Raw genomic sequence first — 22,449 nt, 5'->3', positions numbered from 1 at the left:
ATCGTTCCTTAACCATTGGCCAGCGTTGAGTCAGAAGCAGGGGTGGCGGCCATCACCGCATCTCCAACTGCTTTCCAGTCGTCCAGCGCACTTGCATCTGTCAGCCCTGTGGCTTGCAGCAGTGCCTGGGCCGACAGCCCGCTGGCCTGGCAGGTGGCCTGACAACGACGCACCCAGTCGACATGGGCCATTGAACTGGCGCGCGTCTCGGGGAGGGTGCTGGTCAGCGCGGTAACTTCCGTTTCGGACCACTCCAGCAGACGAGCCAGTGCGGCGTTGGCCGTTTCGCTCGCGAGCTTGCGCAGGGCTTTGTTTTTCAATTGTGTCTTGGCCGGATTGGCGCAACTGAAGTAGCTCAGCACGCTGTCCTCTGATTGGCTCTGGCTGTGGAACCAGTGACTGAAACGTTCAAGCAAATAAAGGTCGGATAACAAAGGCTCGCTGTCGCTGCCCCCGTATTGCGAGCCTCCCAGCCATGTTGGATTGACCACAAACAAGCGCAAGGCGCTGTTGCTCAATCGCAGTTGCACAACGATTTCGGCGTGGCGTGAGACCCGCTGGTAATGCTCGATCAAGGCCGGTGTCAGTGTGTCCTTGAGCGCTTGCACCAGAATGCTGTAGACCGATGAATGCGCCCAGTGAATGACCGCATGACAGCGGTCCGGCGGCAGCTTGGCAGTTTCCTGGAACAGTCCTTCGAGCAACTGAACCTGGCGGTCATGTGCACCGAGCAACAGCTCAGTGAGTTTCTCGGCGCACATGTCTTTGACGGCCTGTTCCAGGCCCAGGTCCCTGAGTACTTTCGCGACGCCCGTCTGCAGCCAGGTGAGGGGTTCGTCCACGAGCGTGAGGTCAAGATCAAGGCCCAACAACAGGCCGTCTGCAGTGATCAGCCCATGGTCGACCAGCAGCCTGAACCATTGGATCTCTTGCCGTCGGTTTTTTACATTATTACGAAGTGGAAGACCCAATGCGGCGACTTGCGCTTCGGTCACCATGCTGCGGCGCGTATCTTCCTGCAGTTTGCTCAGGCGCTCACGCAGATCGTCGGGCAGGGGGGGCGGCTCCGCCATTTGGGTTTGTTGATTACTGTCCAGTATTTCGGCACGCAAAGGGACATAAGAACCCAGGCGCTGTTGCAATTGGAGAACGGTTTGTTGGCTGTCCTTGATCCACTCAAAGGCCCAGTCCAACTGCATCAGCACATCGAGAATGTCCGCTTTTGCTGTCGTCCTCCGCGCTCCCAAACTGCCGCCCGCCAATACGGTTTTATAAGCAGAACCTCCGAGCAGGCCAGCCAGCGTCAACAAGTCGGCGACCGAGTGGCCAAACAGTCGGGCAATCCGTGCCTGACGGTAGAGCGAGGAGACGGTGGGCAAATCGCGCTTGAGTGTGGTCAGGTGCTTCCTGGCTTGCTCGGCAATCAACAGAAAAGAATCTTCAGTCGGTTGCACACCGAGGCCAGCACACAGTTGCAACACGGTTTTCTGCGTGACGGGGTCGAGGACATTCAGGTCAATCGTCCCTTGATCGAGAATCAGAGGGCTGTCGAACAGTTGCACGCGATTGAACACTTGATCGAACAACGGCACTTGATCCTTGCCGCTGGCATAAGGCGTGAGGTCGTGCATCAGTGCGGCAAACTCCTCCGGATCAATGCCGTAGCGCCGGTCCAGATAGCGAAAGACGCCCAATGTGCGCAGGGTGTTTTCGTTGAGTTCCATCGCCAGGTTGTCTTCGCCCTCGGCACGGATCGCAGACATGATCAGCGTGTCCAGCTTGGCAAAGGGAATCTGCAGCCAGCGCTGCAGGCGAATCATGCGTTGCAGGCGGTCGAGACGATCAAGCGAAGTCTTGCTCAGATACCATTGCTTGCTATTACCGACAGTGCTTTGTTCCAGCCCCATGGCGTTGTCGAACTGATCGCGAATGACAGATTCGGCGTCGGGTTCCTGATCGCTGCCACTCAGGTTTGCGCCGGTGCCTGTGCCATTGACGTAGCAGGCGCCGTACTGATTCGGGTGTGGGAAGGGCAGGACTTTTACGGCAGTCTGCGGGAGCATCACGCCCTCGTGTTGCGGATTTTCGCTGGGGCAGTTGGGCGACAAACGCACCGCATGGGTTTGTCGGCACAGGAGCATCTCAACCTGTTCGGCGTTCAGGCCGGTGTGCGCCATGAAGTCTGTCAGACGCGTCAATTGCCATGGCGGCGAACTTTCCGAAACCTCGACACCGTAGGACTTCCTGAAAAATTCCATCTGCGCAGGTGTCAGGGTGTAGTGCTCATCGAGCGTGAGGGTGAAGCGCTGTCGGGCCAGCTTGACAGGCTCGGCGTCGACAGTGGTGGCGGTGGCCGTGACCAGATCGAAACTGGCGGTGTAGCCCTGTTCGCTGGGCGTGGGAAGGGAAGCGGCGCTCTTCAGGTATGAAATGACGGTGTTCGCTGACGCATTGTGCAGGCGATTGATCAGCCAGCCTGCTGAAAGGAGCGGAACGTTCGAGCTCAGATCGACATTGCCAGGCTGGGTCTGAGTGCCTTTGCAAAAGATCAGCGATACGTGTGTTTTGCTCCCTGCATTTTCTGTTGGCGTTTCTGCCTCCGGATCAATGGTCGCGACATCAGGCTGATCCGGCGGTAGCAAGTAGCAGCTCTTGTGGGCGGTATGTGGCAGCACATAGGTGGTGCCGGGGCCTCCCCAGCCGTTGATCAGATCATTTCGGGTCAGATAAAAGTTGCTGAACACCGGGGGTTCGATCAGCAGTTTCTGTTGTTCATAACTCAATCCGGACAATAACCGTTGTGCGTGCAGTGCCGGTTCTTGCACTTGACCATAGTCGTTGTCTGATTGCTGTTTGATCGGCAATGACAGACTGGCTCGATAATTCAGCTCCCCCAAGTGTGGCTTTTTATCGGCCAGCCCCAATTGGCATTGATGGTGATAGAAGTTATACGGCAATTCGAAGGGATAGCGTCGTACGGTCAATGCCTCATGAACGGATTTTTTATTGTCGGCCGGGTTTGTACTTAGAAATTCGTGCAAACGGTTTTCCAGTAGTTCAGTGACCAGGTTCAGCATCGGCCTGGGTGTAAAAGTACTTTCATGAGTGATCACAAGCTCTTTCAGGTCAGGACGGCGCATGTCCATCAAAATGCGCTTGGGGTCTTTACTGCTTTTTTCCAGTTGCTGGGCAAAAACCCTGAGGTTGATCAGGTAGGCCATCGACCTGTCAACGGCGTTAAGGGCATCGACCTTGCAGAATTCGTCCCAGCTTTCATTGAACAGGTTTTGGAACGTGGGCCCCAACGGAACCAATGCGCGAACGCCGCTCCGCTGAGAAACATGCTGAAACTTGCCGGAAGAGGTCTGGTGTTCCCGGTACAAACGCGAAATAAGCGCGGCATAACCCATGGCATTGTCATAGGCAAGTTCAGCGTTGGCATCGGTGAATTCAGCGAGCTGACGAGCGAATGCGGCTTTGGGTAAACGCACGATATCGAAGACGGAAGTGAAGCCCATTTTTTGCATGGCCGTTGTGAAGTCGGTACGGCCCTTGCGCAGCGAAGCGTCGGGCTTTACCAACGTCTGTAGCAACGAATTGTTGTCAGCCATGGTTTTGATTCTCCTACCTGCCAAGGGCGGCATTGATGCAATGCGCGATAGGAGCAAATTAACGATAAATGAGATGGGCGTAACCTGTCAGACCTGACAGGTTGAGGGTCATTTTTAAGAGCTAATCGAAATATAAAATTAGCTTTTAAGGTGATTTGTCTTTTTTTGGATCGATTATTTTTTGGTTTTAACGTCGTGCATATTGTATTTCTCGGTTTATTCGACCAGTTTTTATATTGAAAATTTAATTTTTTTAGTTGTTTTATTACCATTGGTTATTAAAACCTGTCAGAACTGACAGTTGCAAGTGATCTGCCTGACAAACTAATGTGAACTTTCAGTGCGATCCTGATAGGTATGCAAAATTTTTTATTTGTATTTTACATTATCGATGTTGGGCCTTTGTCTGATTTCAATCTGCAATAGTCAGGGAAACTGTCATGGAAACTGACGATAGTGAAAAAGAAGACAGATCTGTTGAAGTATCGGGAAATTCGTACGCTATTGGCAGCGGAAGAATTATTGACTACTCGGTAGGCAGCGTTCAGGGGGGCGGCGTTGAAGTAAATGATGTCAAACCGTTTTCAACAGTAATACTGCATGTTGAGTATCCGGATGTATTCATACCATGGGCGGCAGAACTTTTAGTCGAATATTCCTGGAATCCTTCTGGTACTTTGTTTTCTTGTCAGGCAAAGCGTTATGCCGCAACCGATAATGGCAGGAGCAAGGGTAATGTCTATTTGGGTTTTAGTTCGGCAGGGGATTGGTCGGAAAGGGAACTAACCAACGATAATGCGATCCAGGATGGTCAGTGGCATAACATCAGTGGTGGAGGTTCTATAACAGGTAACAAGCGCTCGGCAAATGTGAAATTCAAGTTTACGTATGATCATGGGTTTAGTAAGGATAAGTCGAAATCTCTCTCGGTAATTATTAGATTCGAAGTTGACTTCAGACCACCCATGATTACAAACCCTCAGGTTGTACATACGCCGCTACCGCAAATCAGTGGGATAGGTTATCCAGGCGCCCAGGTCAACCTGTATGAGTATGATCAGCGTGAGCGGGTAATCGGAACTGCAACAGTGGGGAGCGATGCCGAGTGGACGGCGCCCCTGACGAAGCCTCTGTCGATGACCGAGGGCTTTTCAATGACGGCGTCGCAGATCTATGAGGATGTTCCCTCTCGCTGGGCGGTCTATACCCGTTTTGCGGTCCTGTTCGCGCCGCAAATTATCGACGCAAGCGTTTACTCGAACCGTAAAATCAGCGTGAGCGGCGGGGGAGGACTCAAGGACGCCAGACTTGAGATCTGGCTTGAAGACAAGGGCAAGGGTATTCAGTTAACCACGACTGTTCGGCCGGATGGCAAGTGGGTGGTTATCAGCGGTGAAGCGTGGCCTCCTGGTAAACACTTGATCACTGCGAAGCAGGTCGGACCGGTCAGCGAACAGAGCTCTGCCTGGTCAGATGTCAAAATCGTCAGCGTAAAACCGCCTACACCGGAGATCGAATTGCCTCCCGAGTACGCCACAGTGAAACAGGTTCTCAAGATCAAGGGTGTCTGGCCTGAGAATGCCACTCTGCAAATGTTCACTGAAACAGACGTACCGGTTGCTGGCAGCTTCAATGGGTCCACCCGCACTTTCACACCGTCGGGAGAATGGGTCGTGGGCTCCACGAAGGTCAAGGCCGTGCAGACCGTGGGTGGTGTCGCGTCTGATTCAAGCAGAGGGGCATTTGTCAATGTTCGCCCCTCCAGTCCTATCATCGAGCCTCCCTCCGTTCCGATCGCAGCCAGGCAGACGTTGAGCATCAAATCCGTTTCCCCCGATGCTACCTTGCTGGAAATGTTCAACGAAGTTGACGCAAGGGTGTCTGGCGAATTTACGGGCAGCGGGACGTCCCGTACCTTTACTCCCGCGCAAGAGTGGTCTGTGTCCACTCAAGTCAAGATCGTACAGACCGTAGACCGTGTAGCCTCCAGGCCAAGCGAGCTGGTGTCCATTGTGGTGAAACTGTTCATTGCTCCGCCACTTGACCCGGCAGCAGAGAAAGAGGTACTGGCCATCAGTTACGCCTCATCCACCAATAACGACTTGCGAATGTTTACGCAGGGAGGCGAACGGGTTGAAGGCTCCTTCACGGACAGCAGCCCCGTCCGCTACTTCACCCCAGCGGCGGCCTGGAAGGTGGGAAGGACCACGGTCAAGGTCGTGCAGACCGTGGGAACCGTCGGCAATACGAGCAATCTGGTTACCGTTGCGGTGCCCCCCCCCAAACTATCGATTGCTGAGCCATCCAGCCCTGTGAGCGATAGATACGAGCTGATCCTAGTGAACGCTTCAACCGCCACTGGCCCATGCCAAATATTGACGGAGGCAGGCGCAACGGTGACTGGCGAATTCAGCACCGGAACCCCCCGCAAGTTCAGACCGTCGCCGCCGTGGCCAGCGGGCAAGAGTGCGGTCATGGCCGTGCAGACCGTGGATGGCGTGCCATCCGATCCAAGCAGGGTGGTTACCTTTTGGGTGCAGCCCCCCCAGCCGGAAATCGACCAGCCACCGAAACCGGCGGTGCCGAGACAGCGTCTGAACATTACCGGCGTCGTCCCCGGTGCGGTCACCTTGCAAATGTTTACCGAGGACGGCGCGGCGGTTGAAGGTGATTTTACTGGTGTCGATGCGTCTCGTACCTTCACACCGGCTAAGGAATGGATAGGCACCCAGAATGTCAAAGTGGTGCAGACCCTCGATGGTGCAACCTCGTTCCCAAGCATGCTGGTTACCGTGTACGCGCCCCCCCAAAAACCGGTGATAGAACAACCACCCATCCCGGTAGCATCGAAACAGGTGCTGACCATCAGGGATGTTGCACGCGACATTGTCACCTTGAGAATGTTCACGGAAGCAGGCACCCGCGTGAGTGGCGAATTCAGCTCAATCGGTAATATCGCCACCTTCACGCCATTGCCTGGGTGGGCACCCGGCAGGAGTTCGGTCAAGGTCGTGCAAACTGTGAGCAATGTGAATTCGGAGCCAAGTGATCTGGTTTGCGTTGTGATGCGCCCCTACAAACCGGTCATCCGACCGCCAGTGAACCCGGCCTCTTCGAAACAGCAACTGACCATTACCCGTGTAGTGGCCGGTGACGTCACCCTGCAAATGTTCACCGAGGACGGCGAAACGGTGCCGGGCTATTTCGACGGTACTGACGAATTTCGCACCTTCATACCAGCCATGGACTGGTCAGGAACCACCAAGGTCAAGGCAGTACAGGCCGTGGATGATGTGTTATCCGATCCAAGCGATCTGGTTACCGTTGTGGTGGTAGCGAAACTACCCAAGCCGGCGATCACCCACCCTTTACCGCAAACCAGTCATCTGGCCGATGTCAAGGTGGAAGGAACATGCATGGCCGGGGCGACAGTCTCCGTGCAAGACGAGACTGGCGAACCTGTACAGGGCACCGTGACCTACGACGCAACCACATGGTTTTTCGAATTCCCCTGGCAGCCCGGGCAACAACTCATCAAAGCGCAACAAAGCCTGAACGGGGAAACGTCCGACGTCACCGATGTACTTGAGTTCTACATCAAGCCTCCCAAACCGGCCATTGTTCCGCCGCCCGTCCCGGTCGAGCTGAAACAGCCGCTGAACATTACCGGCGTGGCATCCGGTGCGGTCACCCTGAAAATGCTCACCGACAACGATGGTCCGATAGCTGGAGATTTCACCGGCAGTGGAGCGGAACGTACCTTCACCCCGGCAGCAGAATGGTTGCCTGGAGAAAACACGGTCAAGGTCGTGCAGACGGTAAACGGCGTGGACTCCGACCCCAGCGACATGTGTACCTTCACCGTCGAGGTACCAGACAGGCCCGATCCCCCCCGGTTTCAACAACCGCAGAGGGGCGCCGGAACCTCGAGATACCCCACCATTGAGGTCGTCGGTCTGCCCGGTGCTCTGCACACCGTCCGCCTTGTCGGTGGTGATACGTTGTGCGAGGACGCAGCAGATGCCGATGGCATTCTGGAGTTCACAGTGGTGAATCCTTTAGTGCCTGGCCGCATCGAACTTCAAGCCAAGCAGGCAAGCAATGGCCTGGATTCCGCTTGGAGCACACCTCATGCGTTCACGGTACACGCACCACCAGCAACACCGGTTATTCGAGTGCCGGGAGCGAATGGCAATGCATCACGCCGTCCCAGAATTCAGGGCGGCGGTGAAACCGGTGGGCAGATCGTGCTGCGCCATGTGGCAGAACCCGAGCTCCCGTTTGCCTTTATCGACGGCTCTACCAATTGGCGCTGGAGCGCCGAGGATGAGTGGGATGTTGATACTTACGACATTCAGGCGCAGCAGGTTGCCGACGGAGACTGTTCCGAGTGGACTCAACCTCACCGTTTCCACGTGGTCGAGTCACTGTACGGAATCGGTGACGCCATTCCGGTACTTGGCACCCCGGTAGTCGGTACGGGGCAGAGCGTAGTGTTGCGTGTTCAGGTCATCTCATCTGATACCGGGGTGGCGGTCGAAGGTGTCAAAGTGCAGTGGCGCCTCAAAGGTGAGTTGGAGCCCGTGACGGAAACCACGACCGACTTCAAGGGCTGGACGCAATATGCCTATACCCCGGAAACAGTCGGCAAGCGTGAGATCCTGGCGGATATCACCCAAGCCAACGAGGGTGTCGTCATGACTGAAACTTACGAGGTGAACGCTGTTCAGCAGGATGAATGGGCGAAGGAAGCCGAGCTCTATCTGGATGGCCAGCGAGTTGATCTGGCCGTGAGCGATCTTTTGCTGTTGAGAAAAAGCTTTCCTTACAAGCTGGAACTCAAGGTCAACGACGGCAGTGTTCTGATCGACTCCACAATCACCTTGCAAAATTTCTGGGGCGCGGAGGAACGTGGCTTGACCTTCATTCCAGATCTGGGAACGCCACAGGTCATAAAAGAAGGAGTATCGGTGCATTGGTCTGTTTTTGCTGGGGAGAGCACTAGCGGAGTTTTCGGTTTGAGCCTGAGCAGTCCGGTGATGTCCGACTGGCAATTGCCAGCGCACGTGGAAGCGGGGGATTTGGCTGAGGCTGTTAAGGTTGATCTCGATACATTCCCACAGCTGTTTGGCGGCGGCCCGGCGTTCCCTTGTCTTGGGGCGAAACATACCGTAACCGTGCGACCTCAGGATCACAGCTTCTTGCTTGGCCACGACGTGGTGCTGGAGTTGAGTGCGCAAGCGGCTGAACTTGGCGTTACCGTGAGTCCGACCACCCCGCAGACACTTGGCGATGACGGTGTGAGCTGGTCATTGAACTGCGTCGACAGCGCCCAGGCTGGTAACTTTGCGGTGTGGTTGAAGGTGCCGGCCCGGGATTTCAATTCATTGGAGCTGCCGATGTCTCTAGGGCATAACAAGGTCAACATATCTGAAAAGTTCGGCCCTCAGGAAATGGGAGGCTCGGCGTCTTACTGGAGGTATGGCATTCGCGCGACTTCCACCTTTACGGGACAACCTGCGGGGAGGGTACCGGTGACTGTCGCGGTGACTGGCAAGCCAACGGTGGAAAGCCTGACTGATTCCAATGGCTGGAGATATATCAATTACTACGATGGCGAATCGGCAAGCTTGACCATTCGCAACCGCTACGACGGTAGTAATGGCTGACAAACGTTGGTGCGCCAGATGAAGTCAGCGCCTTTTCTCGCCAGAGGAAAGGCGTTTTCATTTTTGCAGGTGAAACATCCTGAATATCAGCTCAGAGCCGCCAATTGTTCGATCGTCTGTGGAAAACGTTCAACCAGACGAATCAGCGTTGTTGCCTGAGCATTGGGTGTGGCACGACCCTGTTCCCAGTTTTCGAGGGTGCGGGTGTTGGTGCGCAGATACATCGCAAACACCGAGCGAGAGAGATTGAGCTGTTGACGGATGGCGACCACTTCTTCAGCGGTGATCGGCACCAGTTTGGGTAACTGAACCTTATGGGTGCGCAGCGTGATCTTGCCCTGGCGCTCATCGGCCAAGGCGTCCAGGCCATCCATCAGTTCGGAGAAAATGTCACGTTTCATAATGGGTTCTCGCGTTGAGTTCTCTATCCAGTGTTTTTCTGAAAAGTTTTTTCTGGGCAAGTGTCAAATCGTCCTGCTCGTTTTTGTTGTAGACGCTAAAGAGCCAGAACTGATCGAAGCCTGACCACCAGTAGTAAATCACTCGTAATCCGCTGCGCTTGCCTTTCCCTCTGCGTTGGTCGCCAACGCGAATTTTACGAAGCCCGCCTGTGTCCTCGATGAGATCGCCCGCTTGCGGATTTTTCAGCAACTCCAGTTGAAAGCTGCGAAACAGATCGTCATCCAGATAGTCGTCCCGGTGCTTCTGAAACACAGGCAATTCGATAAATCGAGCATCCATGTTCTGTACGTTATCTACGTATAGTGTTGTCTCGAGCATCGAATCGGTCAAGGCCTCCTGGCCTTGCTTTTCGTCCCTTTTCAGCGGTAGACGCCGCTCGTAAAAACACCTGTAGGACGAATCGCCGCGTGTGGTGAGAACGTTCGATTGATCTATGAAGAGGCTTCGCCGCTGTCGTGTCGGAACAATCCCGCAGCAGTGTCCAGCGCCGAATGGCGACAGCAGCGGGGTGTCAGGCTAAGAAGAGGTTGAATGTCACAACGCCTTCGCGAGCAGGCTCGCTCCCACAGTGGTCCAGGGTGGGTACAGACTTTGTGAACACCATCGAAACCTGTGGGAGCCGGGCTTGCCCGCGATGAGGCCAGCGCAAGCGCTCGAGATTTTGAATCCCACAAAAACAAAAACGGCACCCGAAGGTGCCGTTTTCATTTCTAGCCAGCCGAGTAATCAGCCCGCCAGACCCGCCTGCTGAACCAGGGTCAGCAATGGCTGCGGGTACACACCCAGGAAGAATGCGACCAGGGCGATGGCCAGCAGCATCACGCCGCCTGCCTTCTGTTCCCAGTGCAGCTGGGCGTCGTGGCGACGCAGGTTTGGCTCGATCAGGTACAGGGTGACCATCACGCGCAGGTAGTAGAACACGCCGATGGCGCTGCCCAGTACCAAGGAGCCGACCAGCCACCATTGGTGCGATTCCACACCGGTAGCGATGATGTAGAACTTGCCGATGAAGCCAGCGGTCAGCGGGATACCCGCCAGCGACAGCATCATCACGGTCAGCACGGCGGTCAGGTACGGACGGCGCCAGAACAGGCCGCGGTATTCGTACAGGGCATCCGCGTCACGGCCGTTGTACGGCGAGGACATCAGGGTGATCACGCCGAAGGCGCCGAGGCTGGTGATTACATAAGTCACCAGGTACACGCCGATGGCTTCCACCGCCAGACCCTTGCTCGCCACCAGTGCGATCAGCAGGTAGCCGAAGTGCGCAATGGACGAGTAACCGAGCAGACGCTTGAGGTTGCTCTGGGTCAGGGCCAGCAAGTTACCGAACAGGATCGAGGCGATGGCGATAACGGTCAGCACGTCGCTCAGGACGCCACTGCTCGCAGCAGGGGAGATCTGGAACAGACGCACCATCACCGCAAACACTGCAACCTTGGAAGCGGTTGCGAGGAACGCAGCCACTGGCGCCGGAGCACCTTCGTAAACGTCCGGCGTCCACAGGTGGAACGGTACCAGCGACAGCTTGAACGCCAGACCGATCAGCATCATGCCCAGGCCCAGTTGTGCCAGCGAGCTAGGCAGGCCAGTCGCAGCCAGTGCCTGACCGATACCGACGAAGCTCAGCGAACCCGAGTCGGCGTACAGCAGCGCCATACCGAACAACAGGAACGCGGAACCGGCAGCCGACAACACCATGTACTTGATGCCGGCTTCCAGCGAACGCTTGTTGAAGAAGGCGTAAGCCACCAGACCGTAAACCGGTACCGAGAGCAGTTCCAGACCGATGAACAAACCGGCCAGGTGCTGCGCGCTGACCAGAACCAGACCACCGGCGGCGGCCATCAGGATCAGCAGGTACAGTTCTTCACGGTTGCCCGGGTAACCCGAACCGCCATCACCCAGATAGGCATGAGCGAGGGTTACACAGGCGAGGGTGGCGACCAGGATCAGCGCCATGTACAGGCAAGCGAAGGTGTCGATCTGCAGCAACGGGGTCACGGCCAGAGGCGCGACTTTCAGGGCTGGGAGGATCGACAGCAGGGCCAGGTTCAGACCGGCGACCGAGATCAGAAAGGTCTGCGAGTGGTTGCGGCGCCAGGCGATTGCCAGCATCACCACGATAATGGTGAGGCTGGTGATCAACAGTGGCGCAAGCGCAATAAAGTGTTGAATCGTGAATTCCATAGCGCTCTTACCGGGCCGAAGCGAGTTGAGTGAAGGCGGTGCCGAGCCACTGCTGTACGCCATGCATCGTGGCGGCAGACGTGTCGAGGAACGGTTGCGGGTAGACGCCGAGGTAAATCAGCAGCACCGCAAGGCCCAGCACCATGATCAGTTCGCGAGCGTCCATACCGTGCAGGATCGAATCCGATTTCGACGGACCGAAGTAGGCACGGTGGATCATGATCAGCGAGTAGACCGAACCGAACACCAGACCGGAGGTAGCAATCGCGGTAATCCATGGAGCGCTGGCGAAAGTACCGATCAGGATCAGGAACTCACCCACGAAGTTACCGGTACCCGGCAAGCCCAAGGATGCGGCAGCGAAGAACAGGCTGATCGCCGGCAGGTAAGCGATACGCGACCACAGACCGCCCATCTCACGCATGTCCCGAGTGTGCAGACGCTCGTACAACTGACCGCTGAGGATAAACAGTGCCGCCGCCGACACACCGTGCGCCAGCATCTGGATCACTGCACCTTGCAGCGCCAGTTGGCTGCCGGAGTAGATGCCGATCAACACGAAACCCATGTGGGAAACGGAAGAGAAGGCGATCAGACGCTTGATGTCGGTTTGTGCGAACGCGAGGAACGCACCGTAGAAGATCCCGATCAGACCGAGGGTCATGGCGATCGGCGCAAACTCGGCCGAAGCGTTCGGGAACAGCGGCAGAGCGAAACGCAGCAGACCGTAGGCAGCGGTTTTCAGCAAGATACCGGCGAGGTCGACGGAACCAGCAGTCGGTGCCTGGGCGTGAGCATCAGGCAACCAGGAGTGGAACGGAACGACTGGCAGCTTGACCGCGAAGGCGATGAAGAAGCCGAGCATCAGGATGTACTCGGTGGTCATCGACATCTTGGTTTTCAACAGATCGGCGTAGTTGAAAGTAATCACGCCAGTGTTGTTGAAGTTGACCAGCACCAGACCGAGGATCGCCACCAGCATGATCAGGCCGGACGCCTGAGTGAAGATGAAGAACTTGGTCGCTGCGTAGATCCGGGTTTTCTTGCCGTCCGAAGAACTGTGACCCCAGAGCGCGATGAGGAAGTACATCGGCACCAGCATCATTTCCCAGAAGAAGAAGAACATGAACAGGTCGAGGGCGAGGAACACGCCGACAACGCCACCCAGGATCCACATCAGGTTCAGGTGGAAGAAGCCAACGTGACGTTGAATCTCTTTCCACGAGCAGAGTACCGAGAGGATACCCAGCAGACCGGTCAGCAGGATCATCAACAGCGACAGGCCGTCGAGGGCCAGGTGCACGTTGATGCCGAAGCGCTGGATCCAGACATGCTTGAACTCAAGCGCCCAGGTCGGATCGGCGCCAGGCGCCGGTGCAAATGAATAGTCACCGTGGGCCCACAGCCAGAGGCCGAGGGCGAGTTCCAGGGTCATGGTCAACAGCGCAATCCAGCGGGGCAGGGTAGCGCCGAAGCGCTCACCCATCCAGCACAGCAGGCCGCCGATGAAGGGGATCAGGATTAGCCAAGGCAGAATCATGACGGGCTCGTTTCCTTTCGCAAATTCGCAAGGTTCATATCAGACCGCTACCAGCACGATGGCGCCAATGACCAGCACGGCACCAGCAGCCATCGAAGCAGCGTACCAACGCAGTTGACCGGTCTCGGTGCGGCTCAGGGCGGTGTGACCACCCTTGGCCATACGCGGGATCAGACCGATGGTCTGGTCGAGCGGGTCTTTGCGCAGTACGTGGCTGATCGCCAGGTAAGGCTTGACGAACAGTTTGTCGTAGATCCAGTCGAAGCCCCAGGCAGCGAACCACCAGGCCGAAAGGAAACGGCCGATGCCGCTGTTGGCGATGGCCGTGACGAAGCGACGCTTGCCGAGGAACAGCAGCGCTGCCAGCAGGATACCGGCCAGGGCGATGGCGCCCGAAGCGATTTCCAGACTGTGCTTGGCTTCGCCACCGGCATGGCCAACGCTTTCTGGCAGCACGCCGTGCAGCGGTGGCACGATCATGGCGCCGACAAAAGTCGACAGTACGATCAGCACCGAGAGTGGCAGCCAGTGCGAGATGCCGTGACCGGCGTGGGCTTCGGTCTTGGCTTCACCGTGGAACGTGATGAAGATCAGGCGGAAGGTGTACAGCGACGTCATGAACGCGCCGACCAGACCTGCGTAAAGCAGACCGTGGTTGCCGCTGGCGAACGCTTCCCAAAGGATTTCGTCCTTGGAGTAGAAGCCTGCGGTAACCAGTGGCAGAGCGGCCAGGGCAGCACCACCAACGATGAAGCTGGCGTAGGCCAGTGGCAGTTTTTTCCACAGACCGCCCATCTTGAAGATGTTCTGCTCGTGATGGCAGGCAACGATCACCGCACCGGAAGCAAGGAACAGCAGGGCCTTGAAGAAGGCGTGGGTCATCAGGTGGAAAATCGCGCCATCCCATGCGCCAACGCCCAGCGCCAGGAACATGTAGCCGATCTGGCTCATGGTCGAGTAGGCGAGGATACGTTTGATGTCGGTTTGTACCAGTGCAGCGAAGCCTGCGAGAACCAGAGTTACACCACCGACGATGCCCACCAGATGCAGAATTTCCGGCGCCAGGGTGAACAGACCGTGGGTACGGGCGATCAGGTAAACACCGGCAGTCACCATGGTGGCGGCGTGGATCAGTGCCGAAACCGGAGTCGGGCCGGCCATCGCGTCCGCGAGCCAGGTTTGCAGCGGCAGTTGTGCCGATTTACCGACCGCGCCACCCAGCAGCATCAGGGTTGCCAGGGTGATCCAGAAGTCGCCGACCTGGAATTTCTGCGGTGCCAGCACCAGCAGTTCCTGGATGTTCAGCGTGCCCACTTGCTGGAACAGGATGAACAGGCCGATGGCCATGAACACGTCGCCGATCCGGGTCACGATGAAGGCCTTGAGTGCGGCGTTACCGTTGTTGCGGTTGCTGTAGTAGAAACCGATCAACAGGTACGAACACAGGCCCACGCCTTCCCAGCCGAAGTACAGGAACAACAGGTTATCGCCGAGCACGAGGAACAGCATGCTGGCGATAAACAGGTTGGTGTACGAGAAGAAGCGCGAGTAACCCGCTTCGCCGCGCATGTACCAGGACGCGAACAGGTGGATCAGGAAACCCACGCCAACGACCACGCCGAGCATGGTGATCGACAGGCCATCGACGTAGAGGGCGAAGTCAGGCTTGAAGCCTTCGACCGCCATCCACTTCCACAGCACCAGGGTGTAATGACCACCCTCGGGAGGTGCGACGTTGAATTGCCAGATGACGTAAGCGGCGACAATCGCCGACAAGCCAATGGAACCCACGCCGATCAGCGCCGAGAGATTTTCCGACCAGCGTCCACGGGAGAACGACAGCAGCAGGAAACCGATCAGAGGGAATACGAAAGTCAGAAAGATCAGGTTCATCCGCGCATCTCACTGGCAGCGTCGATATCGAGCGTGTGGAAGCGGCGATACAGTTGCAGCAGGATCGCCAGACCAATACTGGCCTCGGCGGCTGCAAGGCTGATCACCAGGATGAACATGATCTGTCCATCCGGCTGGCCCCAACGGGCGCCTGCAACGATGAACGCCAGTGCAGAGGCGTTCATCATCACTTCCAGACTCATCAACACGAACAAAATGTTGCGGCGGACCATCAGGCCGACCAGACCAAGGCAGAACAGGATGCCGGCAACCGCCAGTCCATGTTCGAGAGGGATAGCAGGCATGTCTTACTCCTTCGCCTCGTTACGGCCCAAATGGAACGCCGTGACGGCTGCAGCAAGCAGCAGCATCGAGGCGAGTTCGACCACCAGCAGGTACGGGCCGAACAGGCTGATGCCCACGGCTTTCGCGTCTACGGTGGTGTGGCCGATGGCCTGACCGCTCTGGTGAGCGAACAGCACATACAGCAGTTCGGCCAGCAGCAGCGCGGCGAGAATCACCGGGCCGGCCCAGATGCCGGGCTTGAGCCAGACGCGTTCTTGCTGAACCGAGGCCGGGCCGAGGTTGAGCATCATCACCACGAACACGAACAGCACCATGATGGCGCCGGCGTAGGCGATCACTTCCAGCACGCCGGCGAACGGTGCGCCGAGTGCGAAGAAGGTCATGGCCACGGCGATCAACGAGATGATCAGGTAGAGCAGGGCGTGCACAGGGTTGGTGTTGGTGACTACGCGAAGCGTGGACACAACAGCGATACCCGATGCGAAATAGAAAGCGAATTCCATCGTTCTTCCTTAAGGCAGCAAGCTCTTCACGTTGATCGGTTCGGCTTCGTTCTGTGCGGCGCCTTTCGGCTTGCCAGCGATTGCCATACCTGCAACACGATAGAAGTTGTAATCAGGGTTTTTGCCGGGGCCGGAGATCAATAGATCTTCTTTCTCGTACACCAGGTCCTGACGTTTGAACTCGGCCATCTCGAAATCCGGTGTCAGCTGGATTGCGGTGGTCGGACAGGCTTCCTCGCAGAGACCGCAGAAAATGCAGCGCGAGAAGTTGATACGGAAGAAGTCCGGGTACCAGCGACCGTCTTCGGTTTCAGCTTTCTGCAGCGAGATGCAACCCACCGGGCAAGCCACGGCGCACAGGTTGCAGGCAACGCAACGCTCTTCGCCATCGGGGTCGCGGGTCAGGACGATGCGACCACGGTAGCGGGGTGGCAGGTAGACCGCTTCTTCCGGGTATTGCAGGGTGTCGCGCTTGCGGAAGCCATGGCCGAAGACCATGACCAGGCTGCGCAACTGGGTACCGGTACCCTTAACGATGTCGCCAATATATTTGAACATGGGTCAAATCCTCACTGAACCGCGACTGCAGGCGTGTTCCACAACACGACCGCAGCGGTCACCAGCAAATTGATCAGGGTCAGTGGCAGGCAGAATTTCCAGCTGAAATCCATCACCTGGTCATAACGCGGACGCGGAATGGAAGCGCGCAGCAGGATGAACAGCATGATGAAGAACGCGGTCTTCAGTGCGAACCAGACGAACGCCAGTTGCGGCAAGATGCCGAACGGACCGTGCCAGCCACCGAAGAACAGGGTGACCAACAGCGCCGAGATCAGGATGATGCCGATGTATTCACCGACGAAGAACATGCCCCATTTCATACCGGCGTATTCAATGTGGTAACCGTCGGCCAGTTCCTGTTCCGCTTCCGGCTGGTCGAACGGGTGACGGTGAGTCACGGCGACGCCAGCGATGAAGAAGGTACAGAAGCCGAAGAACTGCGGAATGATGAACCACAGGTTCTGCGCTTGGTACTCGACGATGTCGCGCATGTTGAACGAGCCGACCTGGACCACGATGCCCATCAGGGCCAGGCCCATGAACACTTCGTAGGACACGGTCTGCGCCGACGCACGCAAGCTGCCGAGCAGGGCGAACTTGTTGTTACTCGACCAACCGGCGAACAACACCGCGTAGACCGACAGACCGGCCATGGCGAAGAAGAACAGCAGGCCGATGTTCAGATCCGCGACGCCCCAGGTCGGGGTGATCGGGATGATCGCAAACGCGATCAGCAAGGCCGACATCGCCACCACCGGAGCCAAAGTGAAAATCACTTTATCGGCAAACGGCGGGGTCCAGTCTTCCTTGAAGAACATCTTCAGCATGTCGGCGGCGATCTGGAACATACCGAACGGGCCAACGCGGTTCGGACCGTAACGGTCCTGCCACCAGCCCAGCAGGCGACGTTCGACAAAGCTGAGCAACGCGCCCGCGACCACCACGGCCAGCAGAATCACGATGGCTTTGACGACCGAGAGGATCACATCGATCACTTCAGGGGTGAACCAGGTCATTGCGCTGCCTCCTGCAGACCGTCGACGGATACGCCGGCGAAGGCCGGTGGAATGCCGGCGATGCCCGCAGGCAATGCCACCAGACCGGCGCCCAGTTCTTCATTGATGCGCAGCGGCAGACGCAGGGTCTGACCGGCCACGTTCAGGCTCAGCAGAGCACCGTCGTTGACGCCCAGACGATCCGCTTCCGACTTGGCCAGAGCCACGTAAGCCGCCGGAATGCGTTCTTGAACCGGTGCGGCTTTCGAAGAGTTTTCTTCGCTGCCGAACAGGTGGAAGAACGGCACGGCTTGCCAGGTGCCCGGCGCCGGGTTGAATGCGCGCGGTGCAGCCGCGAACCAGTTCAGCGAATCACCAGTACTTTCGATCAGGCGGGTGCCCGGGTCGCCAGCGCGGATGTGACCACCGACTTCGTCCTGGAACTTGTTCCACGCTTGCGGCGAGTTCCAGCCCGGCGACCATGCAAATGGTACTTGCTGACGCGGTTCGGCAGAGCCCGAGTAACCTTCCATGGAGAAGGCAAACGCGGTGTCTTTGTCTTGCGGGGTGCGCGGTTCGTGAACGCTGATGTCGGCGCGCATCGCGGTGCGACCGGAATAACGCAGCGGCTCACGCGCCAGTTTCAGACCCTTGATGCGGAACGCGGCGGACGGTGCAGCGTCGACGATACGGGCCAACTGATCGGTGCTCGAAGCAACGGCAGCGGTGACGTGGTCGAGTTGCGTCCAGTCGATCGGCTGGTTCAGCAGGGTCGCGCGCAGGGCGTGCAGCCAGCGCCAGCCTTCGTGAACCAGGATGCTTGCGTCCATGTATTGCGGGTCGAAAACCTGGAAGAAGCGCTGGGCGCGACCTTCCTGGCTGACCAGCGTACCGTCGCCTTCAGCAAAGCTTGCGGCTGGCAGCACCAGGTGCGCGCGGTCGCTGGTAGCGGTTTTCTGATGGTCGGCAACGATCACTACTTGCGCAGCGCTCAGTGCAGCATCGACTTTCTCTTTGGCGGTGCGGGTGTACAGATCGTTTTCCAGCACAACGATCGCGTCAGCCTTACCGTCGATGACGGCTTGCAGCGCAGCATCAACAGACTCGCCACCGAGCATGGCCAGGCCGAGGCTGTTGGCTTCCGGCACGATCAGGCTGATCGAACCGTTCTTCTCGCGCAGCTTCAGGGCTTTGGCGATGTTCGCGGCGGCTTCGATCAAGGCTTTGGAACCCAGCGAAGTACCGGCGATGATCAGCGGACGTTTGGCCGCGAGCAGGGCATCAGCAATGCGCTGAGCCAGTTCCAGTGCTTCAGCGTCCAGACCTTCAACGGCCGGAGCGCTGGCATCCAATGCGTGGGCAACGGCGAAACCGATGCGCGCCAGATCGTCTGGAGCGGCGTGTACGCATTCTTCAGCGATGTCGTCGAGCTTGGTTTCAGCGAGGCTGGCGATGAACAGCGGGTTCAGCGCGTGCTGACCGATGTTCTTCACCGCAGCGTCGAGCCAAGGCTGAACGCGCATGGCTTCGGCCATGTCTTCAGCTTTGCCTTTGACCGATTGACGCAGCGACAGCGCCACACGGGCGGCGGTCTGGGTCAGGTCTTCACCGAGGACGAAAATGGCGTCGTGGTCTTCGATGTCGCGCATGTTCGGCACTGGCAGCGGGCTGTCTTTCAGCACTTGCAGGACCAGACGGATGCGCTCCAGTTCGGAGGCTTCGATACCCGAGTAGAAGTGCTCGGCGCCGACCAGTTCGCGCAACGCGTAGTTGCTTTCAAGGCTGGCGCGCGGCGAACCGATACCAACAATGTTGCGACCGCGCAGCAGGTCAGCGGCTTTATCCAGTGCCGCGTCGAGGCCCAGCTTGGTGCCGTCGGCCAGCAGTGGCTGGCGTGGACGGTCGGTGCGGTTGACGTAGCCATAACCGAAACGGCCACGGTCGCACAGGAAGTACTGGTTCACCGAACCGTTGAAACGGTTTTCGATGCGACGCAGTTCGCCGTAGCGCTCGCCGGGGGAGATGTTGCAACCGCTCGAGCAGCCATGGCAGATGCTCGGCGCGAACTGCATGTCCCATTTACGGTTGTAACGCTCGGAGTGCGTCTTGTCGGTGAACACACCGGTCGGGCAGACCTCGGTGAGGTTGCCGGAGAACTCGCTTTCGAGGGTGCCGTCTTCAACGCGACCGAAGTACACGTTGTCGTGGGCGCCGAATACACCGAGGTCGGTGCCGCCGGCGTAATCCTTGTAGAAACGCACGCAGCGGTAGCAAGCGATGCAGCGGTTCATTTCGTGGGAAATGAACGGGCCCAGTTGCTGGTTCTGGTGGGTGCGTTTGGTGAAGCGATAACGGCGCTCGTTGTGGCCGGTCATCACTGTCATGTCTTGCAGGTGGCAATGACCGCCTTCTTCGCACACAGGGCAGTCGTGCGGGTGGTTGGTCATCAGCCATTCAACAACACTGGCGCGGAACGCCTTGGATTCTTCATCTTCGATAGAGATCCAGGTGTTGTCGGTGGCAGGGGTCATGCAGGACATGACGATGCGACCACGGGTGTCGTTCTCGTCGGTGTACTGCTTGACCGCGCACTGGCGGCAAGCCCCGACGCTACCGAGCGCGGGGTGCCAGCAGAAATATGGAATGTCGAGGCCCAGCGACAGACATGCCTGTAACAGGTTGTCTGCCCCGTCGACTTCGAGCGCTTTGCCGTCTACGTGGATAGTGGCCATGGTTCAAAGGTCTTCGTTGGCCCGGTGTCAGCGGGCGTGGCTAATGGAATCTTGTTATCCGTCCGAATCCAGTCAGCCCCGAAAGGCGTCATCGGACGAAAGGCGAAGGGCACGGACCCTTCGCCTTTTTAAGCGTTTACGCGCCGATCACGATCGGCCTTGCCAGAGGCGGGACGGCGGCGCTGACTGGCGCGATACCGGCTTCGAACTCTGGACGGAAGTATTTGATGGCACTGCCCAACGGTTCCACGGCACCCGGTGCGTGAGCACAGAAGGTCTTGCCCGGGCCGAGGAAGTTGACCAGACCCAGCAGGGTCTCGATGTCGCCTGGCTGACCGCGGCCTTGTTCGATGGCCATCAAGAGCTTGACGCTCCATGGCAAACCATCGCGGCACGGGGTGCAGAAACCGCACGACTCGCGAGCGAAGAACTGCTCCATGTTGCGCAGCAATGAGACCATGTTGACGCTGTCATCCACCGCCATGGCCAGGCCGGTACCCATACGGGTGCCCACTTTGGCGATGCCGCCGGCGTACATTTGTGCGTCGAGGTGCTTAGGCAGAAGGAAACCGGTACCGGCGCCACCTGGCTGCCAGGCCTTGAGCTTGAAGCCGTCGCGCATGCCGCCGGCGTAGTCTTCGAACAACTCGCGACCGGTGACGCCGAATGGCAATTCCCACAGGCCAGGGTTTTTGACTTTGCCGGAGAAGCCCATGAGCTTGGTGCCCATGTCTTCGCTGCCTTCACGCGCCAACGATTTGTACCAGTCAACGCCGTCGGCAATGATCGCCGGCACGTTGCACAGAGTTTCAACGTTGTTCACGCAGGTCGGCTTGCCCCACACGCCGACGGCGGCAGGGAAGGGCGGCTTGGAGCGCGGGTTGGCGCGGCGGCCTTCGAGGGAGTTGATCAGTGCGGTTTCTTCACCGCAGATGTAACGCCCGGCGCCGGTGTGGACGAACAGCTCGAAATCGAAGCCGCTGCCCAGAATGTTCTTGCCCAGCAGGCCAGCAGCCTTGGCTTCTTCCACGGCACGGTTGAGGTGCTTGGCGGCGGTGGTGTACTCGCCACGCAGGAAGATGTAGCCACGGTAGGTTTTCAGCGCGCGAGCACTGATCAGCATGCCTTCGATCAGCAGATGGGGCAGTTGCTCCATCAGCATGCGGTCTTTCCAGGTGTTCGGCTCCATTTCATCCGCGTTGCACAGCAGGTAGCGGATGTTGATGGATTCGTCTTTGGGCATCAGGCCCCACTTCACGCCAGTGGGGAAGCCTGCACCGCCGCGACCTTTCAGGCCTGCGTCTTTCACGGTCTGGACGATGGCGTCCTGATCCATGTCGGCGAAGGCTTTGCGCGCAGCAGCGTAACCGTTCTTGGCCTGGTACTCGTCGAGCCACACGGCTTCGCCGTCATCGCGCAGACGCCAGGTCAGCGGGTGAGTCTCGGCCGAACGCTGAATGCGGTTGGCGGGACCGAAAGATGTCAGGGTCATACGTAGCCCTCGAGCAGTTTGGCGACGCCAGCAGGCTGCACATCACCAAAGGTGTCGTCGTCGATCATCAGCGCCGGTGCCTTGTCGCAGTTGCCGAGGCAGCAGACCGGCAGCAGGGTGAACCGACCGTCGGTGGTGGTCTGACCCAGGCCGATGCCCAGATTGTTCTGGATTTCGCTGACCACCGACTCGTGGCCACCGATGTAGCAGACCATGCTGTCGCAGACGCGAATGATGTGACGGCCGACCGGCTGACGGAAAATCTGGCTATAGAACGTCGCCACACCTTCAACGTCGCTGGCCGGGATGCCGAGGATCTCGCCGATCGCGTACAAGGCGCCATCCGGCACCCAGCCGCGTTCTTTCTGAACGATCTTCAAGGCTTCGATCGACGCCGCGCGCGGGTCTTCGTAGTGATGCAGCTCGTGCTCGATGGCCGAGCGCTCGGTTTCACTGAGGGTGAAACGGTCTGTCTGGATAAGCGTGCTGTTCATG

At 57.9% G+C, this 22,449-nt stretch carries 14 protein-coding genes; 1 reads left to right on the top strand and 13 read right to left on the bottom strand.

Features of this window, described 5'->3' with window-relative positions:
- Positions 1-8: 8 nt before the first annotated feature.
- Complete coding sequence (locus tag ACZZ0G_RS00745) at positions 9-3,611, bottom strand: Tc toxin subunit A (RefSeq protein ID WP_463554947.1); 3,603 nt, start codon at positions 3,609-3,611, stop codon at positions 9-11.
- Positions 3,612-4,051: 440 nt separating this feature from the next.
- Between ACZZ0G_RS00745 and ACZZ0G_RS00740 the strand changes: the two genes are divergently transcribed.
- On the top strand, positions 4,052-9,280 hold the full coding sequence (locus ACZZ0G_RS00740; RefSeq protein WP_463554946.1) for a hypothetical protein: 5,229 nt from the start codon (positions 4,052-4,054) through the stop codon (positions 9,278-9,280).
- Positions 9,281-9,366: 86 nt separating this feature from the next.
- Here the strand turns inward: ACZZ0G_RS00740 and ACZZ0G_RS00735 are convergent, their stop codons facing one another.
- From ACZZ0G_RS00735 to nuoE, 12 genes are all read right to left on the bottom strand, one after another.
- Entirely contained in the window at positions 9,367-9,681 is a 315-nt protein-coding gene (locus ACZZ0G_RS00735) for a helix-turn-helix domain-containing protein (protein ID WP_126364511.1), read from the bottom strand.
- Positions 9,671-10,021, bottom strand: a complete 351-nt coding sequence (locus tag ACZZ0G_RS00730; RefSeq protein ID WP_463554945.1) for a toxin — start codon at positions 10,019-10,021, stop codon at positions 9,671-9,673. The genes ACZZ0G_RS00735 and ACZZ0G_RS00730 overlap by 11 nt, the downstream gene beginning before the upstream one ends.
- A gap of 447 nt (positions 10,022-10,468) precedes the next feature.
- Positions 10,469-11,932 carry an NADH-quinone oxidoreductase subunit NuoN gene (gene nuoN / locus ACZZ0G_RS00725; RefSeq protein WP_007920173.1) on the bottom strand — a complete coding sequence of 488 codons (1,464 nt, stop codon included), beginning with the start codon at positions 11,930-11,932 and terminating at the stop codon, positions 10,469-10,471.
- Positions 11,933-11,939: 7 nt separating this feature from the next.
- On the bottom strand, positions 11,940-13,472 hold the full coding sequence (gene nuoM, locus ACZZ0G_RS00720) for an NADH-quinone oxidoreductase subunit M (RefSeq protein ID WP_064117787.1): 1,533 nt from the start codon (positions 13,470-13,472) through the stop codon (positions 11,940-11,942).
- Between the two features lie 39 nt (positions 13,473-13,511).
- Positions 13,512-15,365: an NADH-quinone oxidoreductase subunit L gene (nuoL, locus tag ACZZ0G_RS00715; RefSeq protein WP_007920175.1), complete on the bottom strand. Its 1,854-nt coding sequence runs from the start codon at positions 15,363-15,365 to the stop codon at positions 13,512-13,514.
- On the bottom strand, positions 15,362-15,670 hold the full coding sequence (gene nuoK / locus ACZZ0G_RS00710) for an NADH-quinone oxidoreductase subunit NuoK (protein WP_003223790.1): 309 nt from the start codon (positions 15,668-15,670) through the stop codon (positions 15,362-15,364). The genes nuoL and nuoK overlap by 4 nt, the downstream gene beginning before the upstream one ends.
- A gap of 3 nt (positions 15,671-15,673) precedes the next feature.
- Positions 15,674-16,174: an NADH-quinone oxidoreductase subunit J gene (gene nuoJ, locus ACZZ0G_RS00705; protein ID WP_007920176.1), complete on the bottom strand. Its 501-nt coding sequence runs from the start codon at positions 16,172-16,174 to the stop codon at positions 15,674-15,676.
- A 9-nt stretch (positions 16,175-16,183) separates the two neighbouring features.
- The gene (nuoI, locus tag ACZZ0G_RS00700) at positions 16,184-16,732 is read right to left on the bottom strand and encodes an NADH-quinone oxidoreductase subunit NuoI (protein ID WP_016987418.1); all 549 of its coding nucleotides are present in this window, start codon (positions 16,730-16,732) and stop codon (positions 16,184-16,186) included.
- Positions 16,733-16,743: 11 nt separating this feature from the next.
- Entirely contained in the window at positions 16,744-17,751 is a 1,008-nt protein-coding gene (nuoH, locus tag ACZZ0G_RS00695; protein ID WP_007920179.1) for an NADH-quinone oxidoreductase subunit NuoH, read from the bottom strand.
- Entirely contained in the window at positions 17,748-20,462 is a 2,715-nt protein-coding gene (gene nuoG / locus ACZZ0G_RS00690) for an NADH-quinone oxidoreductase subunit NuoG (protein WP_463554944.1), read from the bottom strand. The genes nuoH and nuoG overlap by 4 nt, the downstream gene beginning before the upstream one ends.
- Before the next feature lie 136 nt (positions 20,463-20,598).
- Positions 20,599-21,954 (bottom strand): NADH-quinone oxidoreductase subunit NuoF, encoded by a 1,356-nt coding sequence (gene nuoF / locus ACZZ0G_RS00685; RefSeq protein ID WP_463554943.1) that lies wholly within the window; start codon positions 21,952-21,954, stop codon positions 20,599-20,601.
- Positions 21,951-22,448 (bottom strand): NADH-quinone oxidoreductase subunit NuoE, encoded by a 498-nt coding sequence (gene nuoE / locus ACZZ0G_RS00680; RefSeq protein ID WP_007920186.1) that lies wholly within the window; start codon positions 22,446-22,448, stop codon positions 21,951-21,953. The genes nuoF and nuoE overlap by 4 nt, the downstream gene beginning before the upstream one ends.
- Position 22,449 lies beyond the last annotated feature (1 nt).

It is taken from the genome of Pseudomonas sp. AC169, assembly GCF_979258515.1.
This window is presented reverse-complemented; position numbering and strand designations above follow the sequence as displayed.